The sequence below is a fragment of the Geodermatophilus amargosae genome (assembly GCF_041028265.1).
Taxonomy (GTDB): Bacteria; Actinomycetota; Actinomycetes; order Mycobacteriales; family Geodermatophilaceae; genus Geodermatophilus; species Geodermatophilus amargosae_A.
Window position 1 is genome coordinate 86854 of record NZ_JABGCW010000010.1, and the last position, 25241, is coordinate 112094.

The 25241-nt window shown below is 74.7% G+C and carries 23 protein-coding genes; 7 read left to right on the forward strand and 16 right to left on the reverse strand.

Annotated features, from left to right (window positions below; all coding sequences use genetic code 11):
* Window positions 1-68: 68 nt before the first annotated feature.
* Entirely contained in the window at window positions 69-932 is an 864-nt protein-coding gene (locus tag HLV61_RS13475) for a phosphoribosylaminoimidazolesuccinocarboxamide synthase (protein WP_369256206.1), read from the reverse strand.
* A complete protein-coding gene (gene purB, locus HLV61_RS13480) occupies window positions 929-2236 on the reverse strand; it encodes an adenylosuccinate lyase (protein ID WP_369256208.1) in 1308 nt (435 codons plus the stop codon). Before purB ends, HLV61_RS13475 begins: the two co-directional genes overlap by 4 nt.
* Window positions 2237-2354: 118 nt before the next feature.
* Here purB and HLV61_RS13485 point away from each other — a divergent pair, with 118 nt between their 5' ends.
* A complete protein-coding gene (locus tag HLV61_RS13485) occupies window positions 2355-3770 on the forward strand; it encodes an AI-2E family transporter (RefSeq protein WP_369256210.1) in 1416 nt (471 codons plus the stop codon).
* On the opposite strand, the gene purD is transcribed toward HLV61_RS13485, so the two are convergent.
* Window positions 3767-5023, reverse strand: coding sequence for a phosphoribosylamine--glycine ligase (gene purD / locus HLV61_RS13490; protein ID WP_369256212.1), 1257 nt, complete (start codon window positions 5021-5023; stop codon window positions 3767-3769). The two genes, HLV61_RS13485 and purD, sit on opposite strands and share 4 nt — an antisense overlap.
* 26 nt (window positions 5024-5049) lie before the next feature.
* Window positions 5050-6081 carry a ribosome small subunit-dependent GTPase A gene (rsgA, locus tag HLV61_RS13495; RefSeq protein ID WP_369256214.1) on the reverse strand — a complete coding sequence of 344 codons (1032 nt, stop codon included), beginning with the start codon at window positions 6079-6081 and terminating at the stop codon, window positions 5050-5052.
* A 105-nt stretch (window positions 6082-6186) separates the two neighbouring features.
* Between rsgA and HLV61_RS13500 the strand changes: the two genes are divergently transcribed.
* Complete coding sequence (locus HLV61_RS13500) at window positions 6187-7227, forward strand: glycerophosphodiester phosphodiesterase family protein (protein WP_369256216.1); 1041 nt, start codon at window positions 6187-6189, stop codon at window positions 7225-7227.
* A 109-nt stretch (window positions 7228-7336) separates the two neighbouring features.
* Here the strand turns inward: HLV61_RS13500 and HLV61_RS13505 are convergent, their stop codons facing one another.
* Entirely contained in the window at window positions 7337-8626 is a 1290-nt protein-coding gene (locus HLV61_RS13505) for an adenylosuccinate synthase (RefSeq protein ID WP_369256218.1), read from the reverse strand.
* 66 nt (window positions 8627-8692) lie between these two features.
* On the opposite strand from HLV61_RS13505, the gene HLV61_RS13510 reads away from it, so the two are divergent.
* The 3 genes from HLV61_RS13510 (at window position 8693) to HLV61_RS13520 (ending at window position 11231) form a co-directional block, all read left to right on the forward strand.
* A complete protein-coding gene (locus HLV61_RS13510; protein ID WP_369256220.1) occupies window positions 8693-9307 on the forward strand; it encodes a hypothetical protein in 615 nt (204 codons plus the stop codon).
* Window positions 9308-9384: 77 nt separating this feature from the next.
* Window positions 9385-10428 (forward strand): ABC transporter permease, encoded by a 1044-nt coding sequence (locus tag HLV61_RS13515; protein ID WP_369256222.1) that lies wholly within the window; start codon window positions 9385-9387, stop codon window positions 10426-10428.
* A gap of 17 nt (window positions 10429-10445) precedes the next feature.
* The gene (locus HLV61_RS13520; protein WP_369256224.1) at window positions 10446-11231 is read left to right on the forward strand and encodes an ATP-binding cassette domain-containing protein; all 786 of its coding nucleotides are present in this window, start codon (window positions 10446-10448) and stop codon (window positions 11229-11231) included.
* Window positions 11232-11332: 101 nt separating this feature from the next.
* On the opposite strand, the gene HLV61_RS13525 is transcribed toward HLV61_RS13520, so the two are convergent.
* The 8 genes from HLV61_RS13525 to clpB form a co-directional block, all read right to left on the reverse strand.
* Window positions 11333-11737, reverse strand: coding sequence for a DUF3151 domain-containing protein (locus tag HLV61_RS13525; RefSeq protein ID WP_369256226.1), 405 nt, complete (start codon window positions 11735-11737; stop codon window positions 11333-11335).
* A 3-nt stretch (window positions 11738-11740) separates the two neighbouring features.
* Window positions 11741-12775 (reverse strand): class II fructose-bisphosphate aldolase, encoded by a 1035-nt coding sequence (gene fbaA / locus HLV61_RS13530; RefSeq protein ID WP_369256228.1) that lies wholly within the window; start codon window positions 12773-12775, stop codon window positions 11741-11743.
* A gap of 80 nt (window positions 12776-12855) precedes the next feature.
* The gene (locus HLV61_RS13535; RefSeq protein ID WP_369256230.1) at window positions 12856-14250 is read right to left on the reverse strand and encodes an FAD-binding oxidoreductase; all 1395 of its coding nucleotides are present in this window, start codon (window positions 14248-14250) and stop codon (window positions 12856-12858) included.
* 113 nt (window positions 14251-14363) lie between these two features.
* On the reverse strand, window positions 14364-14966 hold the full coding sequence (gene pyrE, locus HLV61_RS13540) for an orotate phosphoribosyltransferase (protein ID WP_369256232.1): 603 nt from the start codon (window positions 14964-14966) through the stop codon (window positions 14364-14366).
* Window positions 14967-15031: 65 nt separating this feature from the next.
* The gene (locus HLV61_RS13545) at window positions 15032-15712 is read right to left on the reverse strand and encodes a fasciclin domain-containing protein (RefSeq protein ID WP_369256234.1); all 681 of its coding nucleotides are present in this window, start codon (window positions 15710-15712) and stop codon (window positions 15032-15034) included.
* Window positions 15713-15889: 177 nt separating this feature from the next.
* The gene (locus tag HLV61_RS13550; protein ID WP_369256236.1) at window positions 15890-17581 is read right to left on the reverse strand and encodes a molybdopterin-dependent oxidoreductase; all 1692 of its coding nucleotides are present in this window, start codon (window positions 17579-17581) and stop codon (window positions 15890-15892) included.
* A gap of 118 nt (window positions 17582-17699) precedes the next feature.
* Window positions 17700-18413: a hypothetical protein gene (locus HLV61_RS13555; protein WP_369256238.1), complete on the reverse strand. Its 714-nt coding sequence runs from the start codon at window positions 18411-18413 to the stop codon at window positions 17700-17702.
* A gap of 122 nt (window positions 18414-18535) precedes the next feature.
* The gene (gene clpB, locus HLV61_RS13560; protein WP_369256240.1) at window positions 18536-21130 is read right to left on the reverse strand and encodes an ATP-dependent chaperone ClpB; all 2595 of its coding nucleotides are present in this window, start codon (window positions 21128-21130) and stop codon (window positions 18536-18538) included.
* 201 nt (window positions 21131-21331) lie between these two features.
* On the opposite strand from clpB, the gene HLV61_RS13565 reads away from it, so the two are divergent.
* A complete protein-coding gene (locus HLV61_RS13565; RefSeq protein WP_369256242.1) occupies window positions 21332-21802 on the forward strand; it encodes a MarR family winged helix-turn-helix transcriptional regulator in 471 nt (156 codons plus the stop codon).
* A 100-nt stretch (window positions 21803-21902) separates the two neighbouring features.
* Complete coding sequence (locus HLV61_RS13570; RefSeq protein ID WP_369256244.1) at window positions 21903-22346, forward strand: OsmC family protein; 444 nt, start codon at window positions 21903-21905, stop codon at window positions 22344-22346.
* Window positions 22347-22410: 64 nt separating this feature from the next.
* Here HLV61_RS13570 and HLV61_RS13575 read toward each other — a convergent pair whose 3' ends face one another.
* From HLV61_RS13575 to HLV61_RS13585, 3 genes are all read right to left on the reverse strand, one after another.
* Window positions 22411-24039: a DHA2 family efflux MFS transporter permease subunit gene (locus HLV61_RS13575; protein ID WP_369256246.1), complete on the reverse strand. Its 1629-nt coding sequence runs from the start codon at window positions 24037-24039 to the stop codon at window positions 22411-22413.
* Window positions 24040-24098: 59 nt separating this feature from the next.
* Entirely contained in the window at window positions 24099-24581 is a 483-nt protein-coding gene (locus tag HLV61_RS13580) for a MarR family winged helix-turn-helix transcriptional regulator (RefSeq protein WP_369256248.1), read from the reverse strand.
* Window positions 24582-24727: 146 nt separating this feature from the next.
* Complete coding sequence (locus tag HLV61_RS13585; protein WP_369256250.1) at window positions 24728-25225, reverse strand: MarR family winged helix-turn-helix transcriptional regulator; 498 nt, start codon at window positions 25223-25225, stop codon at window positions 24728-24730.
* Window positions 25226-25241: the final 16 nt, after the last annotated feature.

The following is a 25241-nucleotide window of genomic DNA, read 5'->3' on the forward strand; positions in this document are numbered from 1 at the left end:
GATCTCGTACGGCAAGGGCGCCCGGCGCGTACGAGATCACGTGATCTCGACGGGAACGGGGCGGGCGGTCAGGTGAAGGGGTGGCCGGTGAGCTGCTCGTAGGCGGCGACGTAGCGCTCGCGGGTGGCGGCGACGACGTCGTCGGGCAGCTCGGGCGGCGGCGAGACGCGGTCCCAGCCCGAGGAGGTCAGCCAGTCGCGGACGTACTGCTTGTCGAACGAGGGCTGGGGCGCACCCGGCGCCCACGACGACGCCGGCCAGAACCGCGACGAGTCGGGCGTCAGCACCTCGTCGCCGAGCACCAGCCCACCGTCGGGGGCCAGCCCGAACTCGACCTTGGTGTCGGCCAGCAGGATGCCCGCCTCCGCCGCGACCTCCGCGCCCCGCCGGTAGAGCGCCAGCGTCAGCGCGCGGAGCTCGGCGGCCCGGGGAGCGCCCACCAGCGCCTCCACGCGCGCGAAGTCGATCGCCTCGTCGTGCTCCCCGGCCGCGGCCTTGGTCGAGGGCGTGAACACCGGCGACGGCAGCCGCGCCCCCTCGACCAGCCCCGGGGGGAGCGCGACGTCGCGGATCGAGCCGGACCGCCGGTACTCCGCCGTCCCCGAGCCCGCGAGGTAGCCGCGGGCCACGCACTCCACCGGCAGCATCTCCAGCCGCCGCACCAGCATGGCCCTCCCGGCCACGGCAGCGGGCACCTCCGTGGCCGACACCAGGTGGTGGGTGGCGCCGAACGCGGCCAGCACCGGCGTCAGCTGGGCGAACCACCACACCGACAGCGCGGTGAGCACCCGCCCCTTGTCCGGGATCGGTGTCGGCAGCACGGCGTCGTAGGCCGAGATGCGGTCCGAGGCCACGAGCAGCAGCCGGCCGTCCCCGGCGTCGTAGACCTCGCGCACCTTGCCGCGCGCGACGAGGGGCAGGTCGGGGTTCACGACAGCGCGGCCAGCCGGTCGAACAGCGGGCCCAGCGCGCGCACGTAGCCCTCGGGCCGGCAGATCTCGTCCAGCCGCGCCTCGTCGAGGGCGATCCCGGAGCCGGCGGCACGGGAGCGCAGCGTGGACCGGAACGGCGTGCCGGAGTTCCAGGTCTCCATCGCCGCGCCCTGCACGAGGGCGTAGGCGTCCTCCCGCGAGAGCCCGGACTCGACCAGCTCCAGCAGGACGGCGGAGGTGTAGATCAGCCCGCCGGTGAGGTCGAGGTTGGCGCGCATCCGCTCCACGTCGACCACCAGGTTCTCCACCAGGCCGGCGGTGAGGTGCAGCAGGTAGTCGGTGGTGATCGCGGCGTCGGGGAGGAACACCCGCTCGGTGGACGAGTGCGAGATGTCCCGCTCGTGCCACAGCGGGATGCCCTCCATCACCGGGACGACGGCGGCGCGCACCACCCGCGCGAGCCCGGCGATCCGCTCCGAGCGGATCGGGTTCTTCTTGTGCGGCATGGCGCTGGAGCCCTTCTGGCCGGAGCCGAAGGCCTCCGACAGCTCCCGCACCTCGGTGCGCTGCCCGTGCCGCACCTCGAGGGCGACCGCCTCGCACACGGTGGCGAGGACGGCCAGCGCCGCGACCCACTCGCTGATCGAGTCGCGCAGCACGACCTGCGTGGACGCCTCGGCCGGCCGCAGGTCCAGCGCCTGCGCGACGGCGACCTCCACCGAGGGGTCGATGAGCGAGTAGGTACCGACGGCGCCGGAGATGGCGACGACGCCGACGCGCTCCCGCGCGGCCCGCAGCCGGTCGCGGGACCGGGCCGCCGCGAAGGCCAGGTCGGCGACCCTGTGCCCCCACACGACCGGCTCGGCGTGCACGCCGTGCGTGCGGCCCACCTTCAGCGTCGAGCGGTGCGCCAGCCCGTGGTCGCGCAGCGCGGCCACCAGGCGGTCGGCCTTGGCCAGCAGCACGTCGGTGGCCTCGGTGAGCTGCACGGCGAGCGCGGTGTCGAGCAGGTCCGACGACGTCATGCCGTGGTGCACGTAGGCCGCGGCCGACCGGGGCTCGGTGTTGTCGGCCCAGGCGGTGAGGAAGGCGATGACGTCGTGCTGCGTCGTCTCCTCGATCTCCGCGACGCGGGCCGCGGTCGGCGGCGGGGCGGCGCGCACCGGCTCCACGACGTCCGCGGGCACCCGCCCGGCGGCGGCGTGCGCCTCGAGCACGAGGGTCTCCACCCGGCACCAGAGCTCGTACTTGTGCTCGTCGCCCCAGACCCGGCCCATCTCGGGGAGCGTGTAGCGGTCGATCACGCGGGTACCGCCCGCACCTGGTCAGCTCGTCCCCGCGGAGATTGTCGCAGCACGGCGTCATCCTCCCGCAGCGCTAGCGTGATCGAACACGCCCCCTACGGATGCGGGAGGACCGGCGATGCTGCGGCAGGCCAACCACCTGGTCGCCCGGGCGCGGGAGCGCATCCGGGCCGCGAGCGAGCGCGACCCCCACGCCTGGCCCGAGCGTGACGACGACCGCGCGATCCTCGTGCACGACGACGAGGCCGACGTCGACCCGGTCGAGACGCCCGCCGACGACGACCCGCCCCTCGGCAGCCCCGAGCCGGGCGCCCCCGACCTCGACGGGCCGCTCGGGCCCGGCGGGGTGAGCGGTCCACCCGAGGGCGGGCGCCCGCAGCGGGCCGTCGAGCGCGGCCGCCGGCTGCTCGGTCCCGGCCGCGAGCCGCCGCACGGCGACTCCTCGGTGCCGAGCGCGCTGCGTACGGCCGCGGCGTACTCGTGGCGGCTCATCGCCGTCCTCGCCGGCCTCTACGTGCTGCTCTACCTGGCCGCCTACGTCGCCGTCGTCGTCGTCCCGGTGTTCGTGGCGCTGCTGCTGTCGGCCCTGCTGCAGCCGGGCGCGGCGGCCCTCATCCGGCACGGCTGGCCCCGGTCGCTGGCCGCCTTCGCGATGCTCCTGGTCGGGCTGGCGGTGGTCGCCGGGATCATCACGCTCGTCATCCAGCAGATCAGCGCCGGCTTCTCCGACCTCGCCGACCAGGTCAGCCAGGGCCTCGACCAGATCCGCGACTTCGCCGTCGACACCTTCCCGGTCACCCAGCGGCAGATCGACGAGGCGGTCACCGCCGCCCAGGACGCGCTCGTCGCCAACCAGGACACGCTCGCGTCCGGCGCGATCACCACCGCGACCACCGTGGGCGAGGTGTTCACCGGCATCGTCCTGGCGCTGTTCACGCTGTTCTTCTTCCTGAAGGACGGCCGGTCCATCTGGCTGTGGCTGGTCGGGCTGTTCCCGCGCGACGCCCGCGCCTACCTCGACGAGGCCGCCCGCCGCTCGTGGCGCACGCTGATCTCCTACGTGCGGGCCACCGTCGCGGTCGCCCTGGTCGACGCGATCGGCATCGGCGTGGGCCTGGCGATCCTCGGCGTGCAGCTGGTCATCCCGCTGGCCGCGCTGGTCTTCCTCGGCGCGTTCATCCCGATCATCGGGTCGTTCCTCGCCGGGTCGGTCGCCGTGCTGGTGGCGCTGGTGACCAAGGGCCCGATCACCGCGCTCATCGCGCTGGCGATCGTCGTCCTGGTCATGCAGCTCGAGGGGCACGTCCTGCAGCCGCTGCTGCTGGGCAAGGCGGTGCACGTGCACCCGCTCGCCGTGGTGCTGGCGATCGCCGCCGGCCTGCTCATCGCCGGGATCTTCGGCGCGCTCATCGCGGTGCCGGTGGTGGCCTGCGCCAACGTGGCCGGCACCTACCTGTCCCGGCGGCACGACGGCCCGCGACCACCCGAACCGCGGCCCGAACGGGCCCGCCCGGCGGTCGGGGTACGCGCCTAGGGAGCGACGACGCGGCCCTCGACGGCGGCCAGGGCGATGTCGCTGCGCCAGTGGGCGCCGGCCACCCGGACGGCGGCCACCCGCTCGTAGGCCGCCAGGCGGGCGGCGGCCAGGTCGTCGCCCGTGGCGGTGACCGCGAGCACCCTCCCCCCGGCGGAGCGGACCGTTCCGTCCGCGCCCACGGCGGTGCCCGCGTGCAGCACGCCGGGCCCGTCCGCACCGGTCACCGGGTCGCCGGTGCGCGGCGCCTCCGGATAGCCGGACGCCGCGACGACCACGGTCACCGCGGCACCGTCGCGCCAGGTCAGCGGTGGGTGGTCGGCCAGCGTCCCGGTGGCCGCGGCGTGCAGCAGCCCGGCCAGCGGCGTCTCCAGCAGCGGGAGCACGACCTGGGTCTCCGGGTCGCCGAAGCGCGCGTTGAACTCGACCACCCGCACCCCGCGGGAGGTCAGCGCCAGACCGGCGTAGAGCAGCCCGCTGAACGGCTCGCCGCGGCGGCGCATCTCGTCGACGGTCGGCTGCAGCACGGTCGCGAGCACCTCGTCGACCAGGCCGGGCGGCGCCCAGGGCAGGGGCGCGTAGGCGCCCATCCCGCCGGTGTTGGGGCCGGCGTCGCCGTCGTCGCGGCGCTTGGCGTCCTGCGCGGGCAGCAGCGGCAGCACCGTCGTCCCGTCGGTGACGGCGAACAGCGAGACCTCCGGGCCGTCGAGGAACTCCTCGACCAGCACCGCCCCGCCGGCATCGAGCACCCGGTGGCCGTGGGCGACGGCGGCGTCCCGGTCGGTCGTGACGACGACGCCCTTGCCGGCGGCCAGCCCGTCGTCCTTGACGACGTGGGGCGCACCCGCCTCGTCGAGCGCCGTCTCCAGCTCGGCGGGCCCCCCGACCGGCCAGGCGCGCGCGGTCGGCACCCCCGCAGCGGCCATGACGTGCTTGGCGAAGGACTTGCTGCCCTCGATCTGCGCGGCCTGCGCCGAGGGGCCGAAGCAGGCGATGCCGGCGTCGCGGACGGCGTCGGCGGCTCCGGCGACCAGGGGCACCTCGGGCCCGACGACGACGAGGTCGGCGCCCCAGGCGGTCGCCAGCGCGGCGATCGCCACCGGGTCGGCGACGTCGACCGCGTGCGGCTCGGCGACCGTCCGCGTGCCGGCGTTGCCCGGCGCGCAGGCCAGCGCGGTCACCGCGGGGTCGGACGTCAGAGCGACGCACAGGGCGTGCTCCCGGGCTCCGGAGCCGATCACGAGCACACGCACGGAGCGCGACCCTACCGAGCGGGCGACTACCGCACCCGGTTCGGCTGGGAGCGGTACGCGCGGAACACGGCCTTGGCCCGCTGGTGCTCGGCGGCGCGGGCGCGCGCGTCGGCCCGCAGCAGCTGGCGGTGCGCCTCGGCCTGCAGCTTGCGCCAGCCCCGCAGGCGGGCGGGGTCGAGCCGGCCGTCGTCGATCGCCGCCGCGACGGCGCAGCCGGGCTCGGTGCGGTGCGCGCAGTCGCGGAACCGGCACTCCGTGGCCAGCTCGGCGACGTCGGCGTAGGCGGTGTCCACGCCCTCGTCGTCGTAGAGACCCAGCTCGCGCATCCCGGGGGTGTCCACCAGCAGGCCCCCGCCGGGCAGCAGGTGCAGCTCGCGCGAGGTGGTGGTGTGCCGCCCGCGCCCGTCGGCCTCCCGGACGTCCTGGGTGGGCGCCACCTCCCGCCCGGCCAGCGCGTTGGCCAGCGAGGACTTCCCGACGCCGGAGGGGCCGACCATCGCCGCCGTCCGTCCCGGGCCGAGCAGCGCGCGCACGGCGTCCAGGCCCTCGCCGGTGCGCGCGCTCACGGCCAGCACCTCGACGCCGAGGGCGTCCTCGGCCACCTCGGCCACGGCCGCGGCGACGTCGTCGCAGAGGTCGGCCTTGGTGAGGACGACGACCGGGGTCGCCCCGCTCCCCCACGCCACGGCGAGGTACCGCTCGACCCGTCGCGCGCGCGTCGGGCCGGCCAGCGCGTCGACGACGAGCACGAGGTCGAGGTTGGCGGCCACGACCTGCGCGGCCGACGTCCGGCCGGCCACGGTGCGGGTGAACGCCGAGGTGCGCGGCAGCAGCGCGACGGCCAGCTCCCCGCGCAGCGCCACCCAGTCACCGACCGCGGGGGCCGCGACGCCGTCGGGGTCGTACAGCCCGGCGGCCGGGTGCACCCGCCGTTCGCCGTCGGCGGTGAGCACGCTGAGGCGGCCGCGGTCGACCCGCACCACCCGTCCGGGGGCCGTTCCGGGAGGGAGGTGCTCGAGTCGGTCGGGCGACCAGCCGATCTCCGAGAGATGTGTCACGGACCGGATGGTGCCGCGCAGGTCAGCGCTCCGTCCTCCCATTTCTCGGCGACTCGCCAGCCCGCGTTCGCCATCCCGACACCTCGGTCGGGTGTCCTGGGCGACATGCACGCGACCGAGTCGCTCGCGACTCACGCACGGGTCCGCTCCTCGGATCCCTTCGTCGTCGGTCACCGCGGTGCCTGTGCGTACCGCCCGGAGCACACGATCGCCAGCTACGAGCTGGCGATCGACATGGGCGCCGACCTCATCGAGCCCGACATCGTCGTCACCAGCGACGGCGCCCTGGTCGCGCGGCACGAGAACGAGCTCTCGCGCACGACCGACGTCGCGACCCGGCCGGAGTTCGCCGACCGGCGCACCACCCGCCGGGTGGGCCGCAAGCGCCGCACCGGCTGGTTCGCCGAGGACTTCACGCTCGCCGAGCTGCGCACCCTGCGCGCCGTCGAGCGGCACCCGGACCTGCGCCCGCTCAACACCGCCTACGACGGCCACTTCGGCGTCCTCACGCTCGAGGAGGTCGTCGAGGTGGCCCGCCGCCGGTCCACGCCGCAGCGGCAGGTCCGCGTGCTGGCGGAGTTGAAGAAGCCCAGCTGGTCGGCCGAGCGCGGCCAGCCGATGACCGAGCTGGTGGCCGCCGAGCTGCGTCGCCTCGACGCGGCCGCGCCCGACGGTCCGGTCGTGCTGCAGTCCTTCGACACCGCCGGCCTGCGCCGGCTGCGCGCCGACCTCGGCGACGACGGCCCGACGATGTTCCAGCTGGTCGACCGGACGGCCCCCGACGACCACCTGCTGACCCACGCCGGACTGCGCGCGGTCTCCACCTACGCCCAGGGCATCGCGCCGAGCGTGGACCGCATCCTGCTGCGCGACGCCGAGGACCGGATGACCGGCGTCTCCGACCTGGTGACCCGGGCGCACCGGGCGGGGCTGTCCGTGGTGCCGTGGACGCTGGCCGCCGAGAACACGTTCCTCCCGCTGCACCTGCGCAGCAGCGAGGACCCGTCGGCCCCCGGCGACGCCCTCGGCGCGGCCCGGCTGCTCCTGGCGCTGGGCGTCGACGGGGTCATCACCGACAACCCCGACGTCGTCGTGGCCGCCCGCGCCGAGCTGCAGAGCGCTCCGACGCGCGCCGTCGCCGCCTGACACCTCGCGGTCCTGCCGGACCGCACCGCGGCCAGGAGCCGTCCCGGCCTGCACGGAGCCCCCCCGACGTCCCGCGTCGGGAGGCCTCCGGCCCCCGCGCCGCGGGACGTCAGTCGAGCAGGTCGTGGACGACGACGTTCTCGTCGCGGCCGGGACCGACGCCGATCACGCTGATCCGCGCGCCGGAGAGCTGCTCGAGTCGGCGGACGTAGGCCTGCGCGGTGGCCGGCAGCTCGTCGAAGGTCCGGCAGCCCCGGATGTCCTCGGACCAGCCGGGCATGTCCTCGTAGACCGGCTCGGCGTGGTGGAAGCCGGTCTGCGTCATCGGCATCTCGTCGTGCCGGACGCCGTCGACGTCGTAGGCGACGCAGATCGGCACCGTCTCCAGCCCGGAGAGCACGTCGAGCTTGGTCAGGAAGAAGTCGGTGATCCCGTTGACCCGGCTGGCGTAGCGGGCGACGACGGCGTCGAACCAGCCGCAGCGCCGGTCCCGGCCGGTGGTGACGCCGACCTCGCCGCCCTGCGTGCGCAGGTACTCGCCGTTGGCGTCGAAGAGCTCCGTGGGGAACGGGCCGGAGCCCACACGGGTCGTGTAGGCCTTGAGGATCCCGACGACGCGGGAGATGCGGGTCGGCCCGATCCCGCTGCCGGTGGCCGCGCCGCCCGCCGTCGGGTTCGACGACGTCACGAACGGATAGGTGCCGTGGTCGACGTCGAGCAGGGTGCCCTGGGAGCCCTCGAGCAGCACCCACTCGCCGGCGTCGAGGGCGTTGCCCAGCAGCAGCCGGGTGTCGGCGATGCGGTCCCTGAGCTGCTCGGCGTAGCCGGCGTACTCCTCGACCACCTCGTCGACGTCGATGGCCTTGCGGTTGTAGACCTTGACCAGGACCTGGTTCTTCTCGGCCAGCGTGCCCTCGAGCTTCTGCCGCAGGATCGACAGGTCGAGCAGGTCGGCCACCCGGATGCCGGTGCGGGCCACCTTGTCGCCGTAGGCCGGGCCGATGCCGCGGCCGGTGGTGCCGATCTTCCGCTTGCCGAGGAACCGCTCGGTGACCCGGTCCAGCGCGCGGTGGTGCGGCATGATCAGGTGCGCGTCGGCCGAGATGACCAGCTTCGAGGTGTCGACGCCGCGCTCCTCCAGCCCGGCCAGCTCGCCGATGAGCACCTGCGGGTCGACGACGACGCCGTTGCCGATGACCGGCGTGCACCCGGGCGTGAGGATGCCCGAGGGGATCAGGTGCAGGGCGTAGCGCTCGCCGTCGGGCGTGATGACGGTGTGGCCGGCGTTGTTGCCGCCCTGGTAGCGCACGACGTAGGGCACGCGGCCCCCGAGCAGGTCGGTGGCCTTGCCCTTGCCCTCGTCGCCCCACTGGGCGCCGATCAGCACGACTGCCGGCATCTCGCTGTCATCCCCCTGGGACTCGTCACCGGCGGTCGACCGGCTGGCAGGTGGCAGGGTATCGGCATGTCCCTCGCCGAGTTCGACCTGCGCGGTCTGGGGCCCGGGCAGGCACCCGACCGTGCGGCCGTCGTCGGGGTCGCCGACGCCGGGTCGCTGCTGGTGCGCGGCCCCGTGCCGGCACTGGGGGGCGTGCTGGCCGCGCTGCACGCCGCCGGACGGACGGCGGAGGTGCCCGTCTCATGGGAGCCCGCCGGGGACGCCTCCTCCCGCGGCCTGGCCCGCGACCTCGGCATCGGCACCGGCGACGAGCGGGAGCTGACGCTGGTCCGCGACGACCACGGCGGGGTGCTGCTGCAGCACGGCCGCTACGAGGCCGCGGAGAGGGGCCGGCTCCCGCTGGCCGCGCGGCTCGGGGTGCAGGCCCACCACGACGACGAGAAGGTGGCCGACGGGATGGTCGCGCGCATCGACGTGCGGCCCGACTGGCGCGCCGTGGACACCATCCGGGTCGTCGTCTCACCGCAGCTCATGCGCCCGCCGCGGCGCAGCACCGGCCGCGCCCTGCAGCTGGCCAGCGACCCCGCGCAGGTGACCCGCGACGGCGTCGTCTTCCCGCGGCCGGTGTCGCGCTGGACCTGGTACGCCGACGACCGGGTGCGCTGGCGCCTGCGTCCCTGAGAGCGCCCGCGACGGGCGGGTCGTGGACACTGGAGCCGTTCCAGCCCGAGGAGGTCCTCCTGCGCCCGTCCGCCCCGGTGTCCGTCGACCGCCTGCCGTCCCGGGTCGCGCCGCCGCGCCGGCGGCTGCTCGACCGGGTGCTCGCCCGGCCCAGCCTGGCCGCGGTGCTCGGACTGGCCGTCGTCGTCCTGCTCTTCGGGCTGAGGGTCCCCGACCTGCTCACGCCGGCCGCCCTCGGCCTGGTCCTCGACTCCGCAGCACTGCTGGGCATCGGCGGCGTCGCGGTGGGCCTGCTGCTCGTCGGCGGCCACTTCGACCTCTCGATCGGCACGGTCACCCTCGCCAGCGCCGTGCTCACCGCGGTCCTCGTCGACTCCGGCGAGTGGGGCATCTGGCCCGCCCTGCTCGTCTCGCTGGCCGCGTCGCTGGCCGTGGGGCTGGCCAACGGCTGGCTGGTGGTCCGCACCGGGCTGCCGAGCTTCCTCGTCACCCTGGCGACCGCACTGGTGCTGCAGGGCACGACGCTCTCGGCGCTGCCCCTGATCGCCGGGGCGCCGCGGATCAGCGGGCTGGACGCCGCACCGGGCTGGTCGTCGGCGTCGGCGGTGTTCGGCGCGACCGCCGAGGTCGGCGGCGGCGTCTTCTCCGTCTCGCTGCTGTGGTGGCTGGCGGTGACCGCCGGCGCCGGCTGGCTGCTGTGGCGCACCCGGTTCGGCAACGAGGTGCTGGCCATGGGCGGCTCCCGCCGCGCCGCCCGGGAGCTGGGCGTGCCGGTCCCCCGCACCACGCTGGTGCTCTACGCGCTCACCGCCACGGCGGGCTGGCTGCTCGGCACGCTGGCGCTGGTGCCGGCGGCGAGCGTCGGCTCGACCCCGTCCCTGGTCACCGCCATCGACTACGTGGTGGTCGCCGTGATCGGCGGCTGCCTGCTCACCGGCGGCTTCGGCTCGATGGCCGGCGCCGCGGTCGGCGCGCTGCTCTACGCCGTCGCGCGCGAGGGCGTGGAGCTCGCCGGGTGGGACCAGCGCTGGTCGCAGGCGGCGCTCGGCGTCCTGCTGCTGGTCGCTCTGCTGGTGGGAGGGGTGGTGCGCGGCCGGCTGCGGGCCGCGCCGCGGTCGTGAGCGGTCCCGTGCCGCCGGTGCTCGAGACGCGCGGCCTGACCGTCCGCCACGGCGGCGTGCCGGCGCTCGACCGGGTGGGCGTCACGCTCGAGGGCGGCCGGATCACCTGCGTGCTCGGGGAGAACGGCTCGGGCAAGTCCACGCTGGTGTCGGTGCTGTCCGGGCTGCGCCGGCACGAGGAGGGCGAGCTCCTCCTCGACGGCCTCCCGGTGCGCTTCGGCAGCCCGCGGGCCGCGCGGGCCGCCGGGATCGCCACCGTCTGGCAGGACCTCGCCGTCGCCCCGCTGCTGTCGGTGTGGCGCAACCTGTGCCTGGGCGCCGAGCCGACCCGCGGTCCGTGGCCGCTGCGCCGGCTCGACGTCGACGCCGCGCGGGAGACCACCGTCCGCGCGCTGGAGCGCATCGGCGTCTCCGGCGTCGACCCCGACCAGCCGGTGAACACGCTCCGCCCGGGGGCGCGGCAGAGCCTGGCCATCGCCCGGGCGGTGCACTACGGCGCGCGGGCGCTGGTACTCGACGAGCCGACCGAGCCGATGACCATCGCCCAGCACACGCTGATCGGCCAGGCCGTGCTGGGCGCGCGGGCGCAGGGGCTGGCCGTCGTCCTGGTGACCCACAACCCGCGCTACGCGCACCTGGTCGGCGACCGCTTCCTGCTGCTGGCGCGCGGCCAGGTGGCCGGCGACCTCACCCGGGCCGACGTCGACTCCGACGACCTCACCCGGCTCATGGCCGGCGGGGAGGAGCTGACCGCCCTGACCACGCGCCTGCAGGAGCTGCACCCCGAGCTCGGGGACCGCTGAGTCCGGGGCGGCGAGCCGCCCTCCGCGACGAGGACCGGGGAGGGCTCAGCGCAGGTCGGGGACGGCACCTGGCCGCAGGGTCGGCCGGTGGTCCGACGGAGTCATGGCACGAGGGTCGGGTCGCAGTCGCGCAGCAGCTGGGTGCAGCGCTCCTGCTCGTCGACCTCGCCGATCACCTCGGCGGCGCGGGCCAGCACGGTCACGCAGCGCAGGAAGCCCCGGTTGGGCTCGTGCGACCACGGCACCGGGCCGTAGCCCTTCCAGCCGTTCTTGCGCAGCGCGTCCAGGCCGCGGTGGTAGCCGGTGCGGGCGTAGGCGTAGGCCTCGATCGTGCGGCCGCCCTCGAGCGCCGCCTCGGCGAGGGCCGCCCAGGCCGCGCTGGCGCGCGGGTGCCCGGCGGCGACCTCGGCGGGGTCGGTGCCGGCGGCGAGCGCCGCCTCGGCCTCGGGGTCGCCCGGCAGCAGGGTGGCCGGCGGCTCGCCCAGCAGGTTGTGGGAGTGCGTCATGGCTCAGGCGCCCGGGGACTGGCCGGCCGACAGCAGGTCCTCGCAGGCCTGCTGGACGCGGGCGGCCATGCCGGTCTCGGCCAGCTTCATGTACGGCCGCGGGTCGTAGGCCTTCTTGTTGCCGACCTCGCCGTCGACCTTCAGGACGCCGTCGTAGTTGCTGAACATGTGCCCGGCGATCGGCCGGGTGAAGGCGTACTGGGTGTCGGTGTCGACGTTCATCTTCACCACGCCGTAGGACAGCGCCTCGCGGATCTCCGACTGCAGCGAGCCCGAGCCACCGTGGAAGACGAAGTTGAACGGCTTGCTGCCCTCGGGCAGGTCCAGCTCGGCGGTGACGACCTCCTGGCCCTCCTTGAGGATCTCCGGCCGCAGCTTCACGTTGCCCGGCTTGTAGACGCCGTGGACGTTGCCGAAGGTGGCCGCGAGCAGGTAGACGCCGCGCTCGCCGAGGCCGAGGTGCTTGGCCGTGGCCACGAAGTCGCCCGGGGCGGTGTAGAGCTTCTCGTTGATGTCGTGCGCGACGCCGTCCTCCTCGCCGCCGACGACGCCGATCTCGAGCTCGAGCACGATCTTGGCCGCCGCGCACTTGTCGATGAGCTCCTCGGCGATCTGGAGGTTCTCCTCCAGATCGATCGCCGAGCCGTCCCACATGTGCGACTGGAACAGCGGCGCCTGGCCGGCGTCGACACGGTCCTTCGACAGGGCGATCAGCGGGCGGACGTAGGAGTCCAGCTTGTCCTCGGGGCAGTGGTCGGTGTGCAGCGCGACGTTGACCGGGTAGCGCTCGGAGACGACGTGGGCGAACTCCGCCAGCGCCACCGCGCCGGTGACCATGTCCTTGACCCGGGTGCCCGAGCCGAACTCGGCGCCGCCGGTGGAGAACTGGATGATCCCGTCGCTGCCGGCGTCGGCGAAACCGCGCAGGGCCGCGTTGATCGTCTCCGACGAGGTGCAGTTGATGGCCGGGTAGGCGAAGCCGCCCTCCTTCGCCCGGCTGATCATGTCGGCGTAGACCTCGGGGGTCGCGATGGGCATCGGGGCACTCCTGTCGATCGACGCGGGTCGGCGGTCAGTATCCCGCCTGGGCCGGGCGCGCCGACACCGGGCGGGGTGGGTCAGGCGCGGCGGCGCAGCACCTTGCCGGGGTTGAGCAGGCCGGTCGGGTCGAGGGCGTCCTTGATCCGGCGGTGCACCTCCAGCGACACCGCGCCGATCTCGCGCTCGAGCCACTCGACCTTCAGCGAGCCGATGCCGTGCTCGCCGGTGACCGTGCCGCCCAGCGCCAGCCCGAGCTCGAGGATGTCGTCGAAGGCGGCGAAGGCGCGCGCCCGCTCGTCGGTGTCGGTGGGGTCGAAGCAGATGGTCGGGTGCATGTTGCCGTCGCCGGCGTGCCCGACGACGCCGATCGTCAGCTCCCGGCGGACGGCGATCCCGTCGCAGCCGTCGAGGAAGGCCGCGATCCGCGAGCGCGGCACGGCGACGTCGTCGATGAGCGTGGTGCCGAGCTGCTCGAGCGCGGGCAGCGCCATCCGGCGGGCGGCGAGCAGCAGGTCGCCCTCGGCGGGGTCCTCGGTGGTGTGCACGAGCTGCGCGCCGGCCTCCCGGCACAGCTGGGCCAGGGCCTCGACGTCGGCGCGGGCGGCCTCTCCGCCGGCGTCGGACTGCGCGACCAGCAGTGCACGGGCGTCGCGGTCGAGGTCGGCGTGCAGCAGGTCGTCGACGGCGCGGATGCAGGTGTTGTCCATGACCTCCAGCAGGCTGGGCACCAGCCCCGTGGTGACGACCCGCTCGACCACCTGCCCGGTCTGCGCGGTGGTGGCGAAGGTGGCCACGAGGGTCACCGGCTGCTGCGGCGCCGGGCGCAGCGCCAGCGTGGCCTCGGTGATGACGCCGAGGGTGCCCTCCGAGCCCACGAACAGCCGGGCCAGGTCGTAACCGGCCACGCCCTTGACCGTGCGCCGACCGGTGCGCAGCACCTGCCCGTCGGCGAGCACGACCTCCAGGCCGAGCACGTAGTCGGTGGTGACGCCGTACTTCACGCAGCACAGCCCGCCGGAGTTCTGCGAGAGGTTACCGCCGATCGTGCACCAGTCGTAGCTGGAGGGGTCCGGCGGATAGAACAGCCCCGACCCGGCGACGGCGTCGCGCAGCGCCTTGTTCACCACGCCGGGCTGGACGACGGCGAGCCGGTCGGCCGGGGAGACCTCCAGGACGGCGTCCATGCGGGTCATGACCATCGTGATCGCGCCGTCGACGGCGTTGCTGGCGCCGGCCAGCCCCGAGCCGGCGCCGCGCGGGACCACGGGGACGCCGTGCCGCGAGGCCACCCGCATCACCGCGACGACCTCGGCGGTGTCCCGGGGGAAGACGACCGCGGCGGGCGTGCCGGCCTCGGCGAGCATCGCCTGGTCGCGGGCGTAGGAGGCGGTGACGTCGGGATCGGTGCGGACGCCGTCCGGACCGAGCGCGGCGGCGAGCTCGTCGACCCACGTGGTGGCGAGTGTGGTCACCGCCACACCGTACGGCGACCCCGGATGATCAGGTGAGCTCACCGTGGAGTGTCCTGGCTCAGCGTCGACGGTGAGCCGGGACACCGCACGATCAGCTCACCTGATCGTGCGTGCTACGCGAGGCCGAGGTCGGACAGCTCGTAGGCGGCGCGGTACTCGAGCCCGGCGGCCTCGACGGCGGCGCGCCCGCCGCGGTCCACGATCACCGCCACGCCGATCACCTCGGCGCCGGCCTCCTGCAGCGCCTCCACGGCGGCCAGCGGGCTGCTGCCGGTGGTGGAGACGTCGTCGACGACGAGCACCGCCCGCCCGGCGACGTCGGGGCCCTCGATGCGCCGTTGCAGCCCGTGCGCCTTGCCGGCCTTGCGGACCACGCAGGCGTCGAGGAAGCCCTCGCCGGCGGCCGCCGCGTGCAGCATGGCCGCGGCCACCGGGTCGGCGCCGAGGGTGAGCCCGCCGACGACGTCGTAGCGCAGGTCGCCGGTCAGCTGGCGCATCACGCGGCCGACGAGCGGGGCGGCCTCGTGGTGGAGGGTCAGCCGGCGCATGTCGACGTACCAGTCGGCCTCGCGCCCGGAGGACAGCGTGACCCGCCCGTGCACGACGGCGAGGTCGACGACCAGCTCCAGCAGGCGGTCGCGGTCGGGATGGGCGGCCCCGTTCCAGGGACCCGCCCCGAGGGACGAGGGGTGGGGGGGAACGGGGTCCTTCTCCATGGCAGCGACCCTACGCACGGCACCGGCCCGGCTCCGCGAGGGAGCCGGGCCGGTGCGGGGTGGGATCAGGCAGCGGCGGGAGCCAGCACCTGGTCCACGATGTAGACGGTGGCGTTGGCGGTCTGCACGTTGCCGCAGATCACGCTCGCCGGGGTGCCGGTCACGGTCTGGGCGACGGTGAAGGCCTCCCCGGACCCCTCGATGGTGACCTCGTCGCCGGCGACCGTGGTGTGCGTGCCGGCGAGCTGGTCGGGCGAGAGCCGGCCCGGGATGACGTGGTGGGTCAGGATCTGGGTCAGCGTCGCCTGGTCGGCGAGGACGGCCTGCAGCTGGTCGGCCGGGATGGCCTCGAACGCCGGGTTGGCCGGGGCGATGACGGTGATGTCGTCGGTGGTGTTCAGCGTGTCGACCAGGTTGGCCGCGGTGACCGCCTGCACCAGCGTGGACAGGACCGGGTTGTTGCTCGCCGCGGTGGCCACCGGGTCGTCGGTCATGCCGGAGAAGCTGCCTTCGCCGTCGCCGGGGACGGCGGTGCAGCCGGAGCCGAAGGGCTCGTCGCCCGCCGCCTCGGCCATCGGGCTGCTGCTGTCCATCGAGCCCGAGCTCTCCGAGGCCGACGACGAGCTGCTGTCGGGGGCCGAGCTGTCGCTCGCGGCGCTGGTGTCCTCGGAGCCGCAGGCGCTCAGGGTGACGGCCAGGGTGGAGGCGGAGGCCAGCAGGAGGCCGCGGGTCAGGGTGTTCTTCACGTTCGATGTGCTCCTCGGTCGTCGTTGCGGTGCATCCGGGGACCGGGTGGTCCCCGCGGTGGTCCCTCCCGGCCCGTTCGAGGGGTCGGGAGAGGCGTCTGCGGCCGGCGCGGCCGAGACGGGCTCTGGGGTGGTGTGCTGCTGCCCCGCCGGCTGGGTGTCGGCCGGGCGGGACCGCTAGGTCGCGATCACCCGGATCGAGTGCAGGCCGCTCGCTCCGTTCGGGAACGGCCGGGCGCGCTCCTCGGTCTGCACCTCACCGTCGGCCGCGGTGGCCCGGACGGTGAGCTGGTAGGAGCCGGGGGCGAAGTCGAAGGGCAGCTGCCACTGCCGCCACAGGTCGGCGTCGACGGCGGGGGCCAGCCGGGCCTCCTGCCACCGGCCGTCGTCGACCCGCACCTCGACGCGGCTGATGCCGCGGGTCTGGGCCCAGGCGACGCCGGCGATGGCGCGGCGCCCGGCGGGGAACTGCCGCAGCGGGGCGGGGGTGTCGATCCGCGAGGCCACCTTGATCGGGCCGTCGGCCGCCCAGTCGCGCTCGACCCAGTAGGCGTCGAAGGCGTCGTAGGTGGTGGCCTCGATCGAGGTCATCCACTTGCAGGCGGAGACGTAGCCGTAGAGGCCGGGGATGAGCATCCGGACGGGGAAGCCGTGCTCGACCGGCAGCGGCTCGCCGTTCATCCCGAAGACGATCATGGCGTCCTCGACCTCGAGCGCGGAGCGGGTCGGGGCGCCGATGGTCATGCCGTCGACGGAGCGGCAGACCAGCTGGTCGGAGCGGCCGGAGACACCGTTCTCGCGGAGGAGGTCGCCCAGCGGGACGCCGATCCAGCGGGCGGTGCCGGCCAGCTGGCCGCCCACCTCGTTGGAGACGCAGGTGAGCGTGACGTCGCGCTCGATGACGTCGTCACGGCCGAACAGCTCCGCCAGCGTGTAGCTGCGCGGCGAGTCGAACATCCCGGTCAGCTCGAGCCGGTAGTCGGCGGGGCGGACCTGGGGGACGGTGATCGCGGTGTCGACCCGGTAGAAGTCGCGGGTGGGGGTGAACAGCGGCGTCAGGCCCTCGACCTGCTCGGCGAGGTCGGCGCCCGGGGGCAGGGCCGCGGCCGGGGACGAGGGCGTCGGGAGGGTCAGGTCGCCGCGGGCGTTGCTGACGTCGAACCGGCGCTGCAGGAAGCGCCCGCCGCCGCCGGTGACCGCGGCCGCACCGAGGGCGACGCCGCCGGTGAGGAAGAAGCGGCGGCGGTCCATGCCGGTGCCCGTGCGGTCGGCCATCGACAGCGCGTCCCGCAGCCGGTCCATGACCGCCTCGTCGGCGGTGCGGGGTGCGGCGGTGCGGGGTGCGGCGGTGGGGGGTGCGGTGGCGCGGGCCGGCAGCGTCAGCGGGTCGACGAGCAGCAGGAGGGCGAGGATCCCGACCAGGGCGCCCACCACCGACGGCAGCGCGTCGAGCAACCCGCCGGCCGGCCGCGTGGCCGCGGCCAGGGCCCCGAGGACGCCGAAGAGCGCGATGCCGGCCACCCCCAGGCGGCGCGAGCGCAGCGACAGCAGCCCGATGAGCAGCGCGTACAGGGCGACGACGACCAGCGTGCCGGCGACCAGGGCGATCTTGTCGTTCTCACCGAAGGTGGAGATGGCGAACTGCTTGACCGGCTCGGGGACGAGCGTGATGACGGTGTCCCCGACGGCGACGACGGGCGAGGACGCCGGCCCGACGAACGCGGCGACCGGCTCGGCCACGCCGAGCGCGACGGCCGCGGCGACCAGGCCGGCGAGCGCGCCGAGCAGCCGCCGCGGCCCGCGGCGGACGGCAGCCGGGGGCCCGTCCGGTCCGGTGGCCGGCGCGGGGGCCTCCTCGGTGGTGGTCACACCCTGTGTTCGGGACGACCCGCTCAGCGGTTCATCCCGGTTGGTCACGATGGGATAACGGGCCACCGGTCCCGCCGGCTCCCCCGCGAGGGAGCCGGCGGGAGCGCCCGCGGGCCGGTCAGAGGCCGCGGGCGCGCTGCCAGCCGCGGTAGCGGTACCACTCGGTGGCCGGCTTCTGGGCCAGCGCGACGATGCCGACGACGATGAGCAGCGTCTGGACCAGCGACAGCGTGGTCAGCAGGCCCGACAGCGACGGCCCGGCGAGGGAGAACAGCCCCGAGACGACGGCGAGGCCGCCGAGCACCCACAGCACGATCCGCGCCCAGTTGCGCCCCTGCCAGGCGAACCAGATGAACAGCAGTTGCAGGCCGACGAACAGCAGCGCCACGACGACGGTGGTGGTGACCACGCCGGCGGTCGCCGCGTCGGACACGTCGCTGTAGTCCGCCGGGTCGAGGCCGGCGTCGACCAGGGCCCGGTCGACGATCTCGTCGAACTGGGCGAACGTGACGATCGACCCGAGGATCCCCAGCACGGTGCTCGCGAGGAAGGCGCCGATGCCCAGCTTCACCGCCGAGGGCCGCTCGACCGGCCGCGGGGCGCCGAACGCGTCAGGCGCCGCCGGCGCGGACGCATAGCCGCCGTACGGGTCCTGCCCGTACGGGGCCTGGCCGGAGGGGCCCTGTCCGTACGGCGCCTGCCCGTACGGGGCCTGTCCGTACGGGGCCTGTCCGTACGGCGGCTGCCCGTACGGGCCCTGGCCCTGCGGTGACTGCCCGTGGGGCTGCTGCCCGGGCTGGTCCCCGCCCTGCGGTCCCTGTCCTGCGGTCATGTCCGTCCTCTCCCGTGCGATCGCCCGCATGATGGTCGACCACCCGGCTCCCGGACCACCCTCCGACGCGCGGACGGGCCCGCCGTCCCCCGGAGGGACGACGGGCCCGTGGGAGAGCTCCGCTACGCGCGGCGCACGGTCAGCCCGGCGTCGGCGTCGCTGCCGGCCACGTCGGCCGGCCAGTCGACGACGACCTCGTCGCCGTCGCGGATCTCACCACCCAGCAGCGCGCGGGCCAGCGGGTCGCCGATGGCCGACTGCACCAGCCGGCGCAGCGGGCGGGCGCCGTACACGGGGTCGAACCCGTTGAGCGCCAACCACTCGCGGGCGGCGTCGGTGACCGTGAGCGTCAGCCGGCGGGCGGCCAGCCGGCGGGCCAGCACGCCCACCTGGATGTCGACGATCCCGGCCAGCTCCTCGCTGCCCAGCGCCCGGAACACCACGACGTCGTCGAGTCGGTTGAGGAACTCCGGCTTGAAGTGCGACCGGACCACGTCCATGACCGCGTCGCGCCGCCGCTGCTCGGGGACCGACTGGTCGGCGATGAGCTGCGAGCCCAGGTTCGACGTCAGGATCAGGATCGTGTTGCGGAAGTCGACCGTGCGGCCCTGCCCGTCGGTGAGCCGACCGTCGTCGAGGACCTGCAGCAGCACGTCGAAGACGTCGGGGTGGGCCTTCTCCACCTCGTCCAGCAGCACGACGGTGTAGGGCCGCCGCCGGACCGCCTCGGTGAGCTGGCCGCCGGCCTCGTAGCCGACGTAGCCCGGAGGGGCACCGACCAGCCGGGCCACCGAGTGCTTCTCGGAGTACTCGCTCATGTCGATGCGGACCATGGCCCGCTCGTCGTCGAACAGGAACTCCGCCAGCGCCTTGGCCAGCTCGGTCTTGCCGACGCCGGTGGGGCCGAGGAACAGGAACGAGCCGGTGGGCCGGTCGGGGTCGGCGATGCCCGACCGCGCGCGGCGGACGGCGTCGGAGACGGCGCGGACGGCGTCGGGCTGACCGACGACCCGCCGGACGAGCCCGTCCTCCATCCGCAGCAGCTTCTGCGTCTCGCCCTCGAGCAGCCGGCCGGCCGGGATGCCGGTCCAGGCCTGGACGACGTCGGCGATGTCGTCGGGGCCGACCTCCTCCTTCAGCATCGAGGAGTGCTCGGCGGCCTCCTCGAAGCCGGCCAGCTCCTTCTCCAGCTGCGGGAGCGTGCCGTAGCGGATCTCGGCGACCCTGGCGAGGTCCCCCTCGCGCTCGGCGCGCTCGGCCTCCAGGCGCTTGCGCTCCAGCTCCTCCTTGGTCTGCTGGATGCGGGTGATCGCGCTCTTGTCCTGCTGCCAGCGTGCGGTCAGCTCGGCGAGCTCCTGCCGCCGGTCGGCCAGGTCGCTGCGCAGCGCGGCGAGCCGGTCGAGGGAGGAGGGGTCGTCCTCCTTGGCCAGCGCCATCTCCTCGATCTCCATGCGGCGCACGGCGCGCTCGACCTCGTCGACCTCCACCGGGCGGCTGTCGATCTCCATCCGCAGCCGGCTGGCGGCCTCGTCGACCAGGTCGATCGCCTTGTCGGGGAGGAAGCGGGCCGTGACGTACCGGTCCGACAGCGTGGCGGCGGCGACGATCGCGGCGTCGGTGATCCGGACGCCGTGGTGGACCTCGTAGCGCTCCTTGAGGCCGCGCAGGATCCCGATGGTGTCCTCGACCGAGGGCTCGCCGACGAGGACCTGCTGGAAGCGGCGCTCGAGCGCGGCGTCCTTCTCGATGTGCTCGCGGTACTCGTCGAGCGTCGTCGCGCCGACCATGCGCAGCTCACCGCGGGCGAGCATCGGCTTGATCATGTTGCCGGCGTCCATGGCCGAGTCGCCGGTGGCACCGGCGCCGACGATGGTGTGCAGCTCGTCGATGAAGGTGACCACCTGGCCCTCGGCCTCGGTGATCTCCTGCAACACGGCCTTGAGCCGCTCCTCGAACTCGCCTCGGTACTTGGCGCCGGCCACCATCGCGCCGAGGTCGAGCGCCATCAGCCGCTTGCCCTTGAGGCTCTCGGGGACGTCGCCGGCCACGATCCGCTGGGCCAGGCCCTCGACGATCGCGGTCTTGCCGACGCCGGGCTCGCCGATCAGCACCGGGTTGTTCTTGGTGCGGCGGGAGAGCACCTGCACGACGCGGCGGATCTCGGTGTCCCGGCCGATGACCGGGTCGATCTTCCCCTCGCGGGCGCGCTCGGTGAGGTCGACGGCGTACTTCTGCAGCGCCTGGAAGGTGTTCTCGGGGTCGGCCGTGGTGACCTTCCGGTTGCCGCGCACGGTGCGGAAGGCGGCCAGCAGCGCGTCGCGGGTGGCGCCGGCGCTGGTGAGCACCGCACCGGCCTCGCCCTCGGAGCCGGCCAGGCCGACCAGCAGGTGCTCGGTGGAGACGTACTCGTCGCCCAGCGCGCTCGCCTGCTCGCCGGCGGCGTTCACCACCCGCAGCAGTTCGCGCGAGGCCGACGGCGCGGGCACGGTGGCGCCGCTGACGCTGGGCAGACGGCGCAGTGCGGCCTCGGCCTTGGCCCGGACGTCGGCGGGGTCGGCGCCGACGGCGGTCAGCAGGGGTCCGGCGATGCCGTCGGTCTGCTGCAGCAGTGCGACGAGCAGGTGCAGGGGCTCGAGGGCGGCCTGCCCCCGGTCGACCGCCAGCCGCTGGGCGGCCGCGAACGCCTCCTGCGATCGGGTGGTCAGCTTGCTCTCCATGGTCGGTGCGCTCGGTCCTCTCGTCCGTGGTGCCGGGGGAGCCCGGCGGGCTCGTGTCGGGCTGTACAACGACCGGCAGGTTGAGTCTGTTCCACTCAACCTGCGGCACACGCCCGACCCGCCAGAGGACCCTCCACCCCCAGGGGTTGACGAACGACACAACTGCATGCCGCGCCACCTGGTTGTCCCTACACTCGGGGCATGACGATGACGAGCGGGGACTCGCACCTCCCCGCCCCGAGCGTGGCCCTCGACGACCAGCTCTGCTTTGCGCTGTACGCGGCATCGCGCGCGATGACCGCCCGGTACCGGCCGATGCTCGAGGAACTGGGACTGACCTATCCCCAGTACCTGGTCATGATGCTGCTCTGGGAAGAGGACCACCAGACCGTGGGCCAGCTCGGCGCCCGCCTGGCCCTCGACAGCGGCACGCTCTCCCCCCTCCTCAAGCGCCTCACCGCCGCCGGCCTGGTCACGCGGCACCGCCGCGTCGAGGACGAGCGGTCGGTGGCCATCGCGCTGACCGACAGCGGCCGGGCGCTCCGGGACAAGGCCTTCGCCATCTCGCAGGACATGATCTGCGCGCTGGAGCTGGACGTGGAGTCCTTCGCCGACCTCAAGCAGACGCTCAACGTGCTGACGCAGCGGGTCACCGAGGCACCCCGCTCCTGACCCGGCGGGCGGGTTGCCCGCAACCGATCGGGGTAGGGCCACGGGGTCCTGCGCGCCGGCGAGACCACGGCGGCGCGCCCCCGATCGGAAGGCAGCCCAGATGCCCACCCGCACCGCACGCACCGCCTGGAACGGCACGCTCGAGCAGGGCTCCGGCCAGGTCGAGCTGACCAGCTCGAAGGTCGGCACGTACGAGGTGAACTTCCCCAAGCGCGCGGCCGACGAGGCCGGCGGCACGACGAGCCCCGAGGAGCTCGTCGCCGCGGCCCACTCCGCGTGCTTCGCGATGCAGCTGTCGGCCAACATCGCCCAGGCCGGCGGGACGCCGCAGTCCCTCGACGTGCAGGCCGACGTCTCCCTCGGCCCGGACCAGGCGAACGGCGGCTTCAAGCTCACCGGCATCACGCTCACCGTGCGCGCCGAGGTCGACGGCCTCGACGCCGCCGGTTTCGAGAAGGCCGCCCAGGAGGCCAAGGCCGGCTGCCCGGTCAGCAAGGCCCTGGCCGGCGTCGACATCACCCTGGACGCCGCACTCGAGTCCTGACCCCGCACGCCACGACGGCCCGCTCCCCGTCCGGGGAGCGGGCCGTCGTGGCGTGCGGGGCCGGTCAGCGGGCGGTGCCGACCGCCTCGTCGTCGGCGAGGGCCGGACCCGACTCGCGCTGCAGCCGCTCCTCGCCGCTCTCGGTGCGCAGGGCCACCTCGCGGATGAGCAGGATCGCCGCCACGGCGACCACGGCCACGATCGCCGAGACGAGGAAGATCCGGCCGGTCGCGTCGCCGTAGGAGACCCGGATGAGCTCCTGGATGGCCGGCGGCGCGTCCTCGAGGTCGGCCAGCCCGACACCGCCCGAGCCGGTGCCGGCCGCGGCCGGCTCCGGCGGGAGACCGGCGGCGATCAGGGTGCCGACCCGGTTGCTGAGCACCGCGCCGAGCACCGAGACGCCGATGGTGCCGCCCAGGCTGCGGAAGAACGCCACGGCGGAGGACGCCGCACCGAGGTCGCCGGCGGCCACGGTGTTCTGCACCGCCAGCACGAGGTTCTGCATCGTCATGCCGATGCCGACGCCCAGGACGAACAGGAAGACGCCGAGCAGCACCATGTCGGTCTCGTGGTCGATCGTCGCCAGCAGGGCGAAGCCGGCGGTGACCAGCACCGAGCCGGCCACGAGGAACCGCTTCCAGCGGCCGTGCCGGGTGATGAGGATGCCCGAGACGGTGGAGGACACGAGCAGGCCGCCGACCATCGGGATCGTCAGCAGGCCGGCCGCCGTCGGCGAGTAGCCGCGGGAGATCTGCAGGTACTGGCCGAGGAACACCGTCGAGCCGAACATCGCGACACCGATGGCGACGCTGGCCACGATGGCGAGGGTCGTCGTCCGGTCGCGGAACAGCCGCAGCGGGACGATCGGCTCGGCCGCCCGGAGCTCGGTGACGACGAACGCCACGACGGCCACCGCGCCGCCGGCGAGGAACAGCGCCGTCTCCACCGAGGCCCACTCGAACTGGTCGCCGGCCAGGGTGACCCAGATGAGCAGCGCCGAGACGCCGGCGGTGAGGAACGCGGCACCCAGGTAGTCGATGCGCACCCGGCGTTTCGTGACCGGGAGGTTCAGCGTGCGCTGCAGCAGCACCAGCGCCACGACGGCGAAGGGGACGCCGACGTAGAAGCACCAGCGCCAGCCCAGCCAGCTGGTGTCGACCAGCAGGCCGCCGAGCAGCGGGCCACCGACGGTGGCCACGGCCATCACGCCGCCGAGCAGGCCGGAGTACCGGCCGCGCTCGCGGGGGCTGATCATCGCGGCCATCGCGATCTGGACCAGCGCCTGCAGGCCGCCGAGGCCCAGGCCCTGGAGCACGCGCCAGCCGATGAGCGTGCCCACCGACTGGGACAGGCCGGCCAGCATCGAGCCGACGATGAAGATGACGATCGCGAGCTGGATCAGCAGCTTCTTGCTGAACAGGTCCGACAGCTTGCCCCAGATCGGTGTCGAGGCCGTCGAGGCCAGCAGGGTCGCCGTGACCACCCAGGTGTACTGGCTCTGGCTGCCGCGCAGGTCGGTGATGATCGTCGGCAGGGCGTTGGAGACGACGGTCGAGGACAGGAACGCCACGAACATCGCCAGCAACATCCCCGAGAGCGCCTCGAGGATCTGCCGGTGCGTCATGCGCCCCTGCTGCTCGGCGGGCGCCTGCGTCGCCGGTGCGGCCGCGCTCGGCTCGCGGGTGGTGGTCACGGTGCTCCTGGACGGTTCGGTACGGGGAGGGGACGGTGGCCCGGAGGGCCGGGTGGTGGTCACGGCGCCGTCACGGGGGCGCTGCGGACGGCGGGGGGTGCGGCCCGGCCGAGGTCGTCGGTCAGGCGCTCGATCAGCTCGCTGAGCAGGCGGGCGTCGTCCTCGTCCCAGCCGGCGAGGGCCTCGCCGGCCCACTCCGCGCGCAGGGCGCGGGTCTGGGCCAGGGCGGCGGCGCCGGCGGCGGAGAGCCGGATGAGGCTGGCGCGCCCGTCGTGCGGGTCGGGCCGGCGCTCGACCAGACCGGAGCGCTCGAGGGCGGTCACCTGGCGGCTGGCGACGGAGACGTCGATGCCGGACCGCAGCGCGAGCGCGCTGCAGCGCTGCTCGCCGTCGCGCTCGAGCGGGACGAGCAGCGCCCAGCCGAAGGAGGGCAGCTCGCCGTAGAGGGAGTCCGCGGCGCGGCTGGACACGTGCCGGCCGGCCCGGACGAGACGGGCGATGCCGGCGGTCAGCCGCTCGCGCGTCTGGGAGGTGAGGGGCACGGGGTCCTCGCGGTGAGGTGATTGCAGGCCACAACCATACATTTGGTTGGTTGCCGTCTACAACCGACTACCCCACCGGCGTGTTCCCGTGGACGACGACGGCGCCCGGACCGAGGAGGTCCGGGCGCCGTCGTCGTGTGCGGTGGTCAGGCGGGGTCGGGGGGTTCGGGTGGTGGGGTCGTCCCCGCCTCGCGCGCCTCGCCCAGCCGGTTGAGCCGGGCCAGCAGCTCACCGAGCACCGCCACGTCCTCGGCCGGCCATCCGGACAGGTCGGCCTCCCAGCGTTCCCGGCGCGCGTCCTGGATGCGGGCCAGCCGGGCCGCGCCCTCGGCCGTCGGGGTGAGCACCTGGGCCCGGCCGTCGGCGGGGTCGGCCTCGCGGTCGACCAGGCCGAGAGCGACCAACGAGGACACCTGGCGGCTCACCGTGCTCTTGTCCAGCCCCAGGCGAGCGACCAGGTCACTGGCGCGCAGCGGTCCGGTGGCGGCCAGCAGCGCCAGCAGCCCGTAGGCCGCGCCGTCGAGATCGGGGTGCAGCTCGCGGGCCAGCCGGGCGGAGATGGCCCGCGACCGGCGCAGCAGCAGCCCGATCTCGCGCTCGAGCCGCACGAAGGACTCGTGCGCGTCCGCGGGCGTGGTGGTCACGTCCCCCTCCACGACG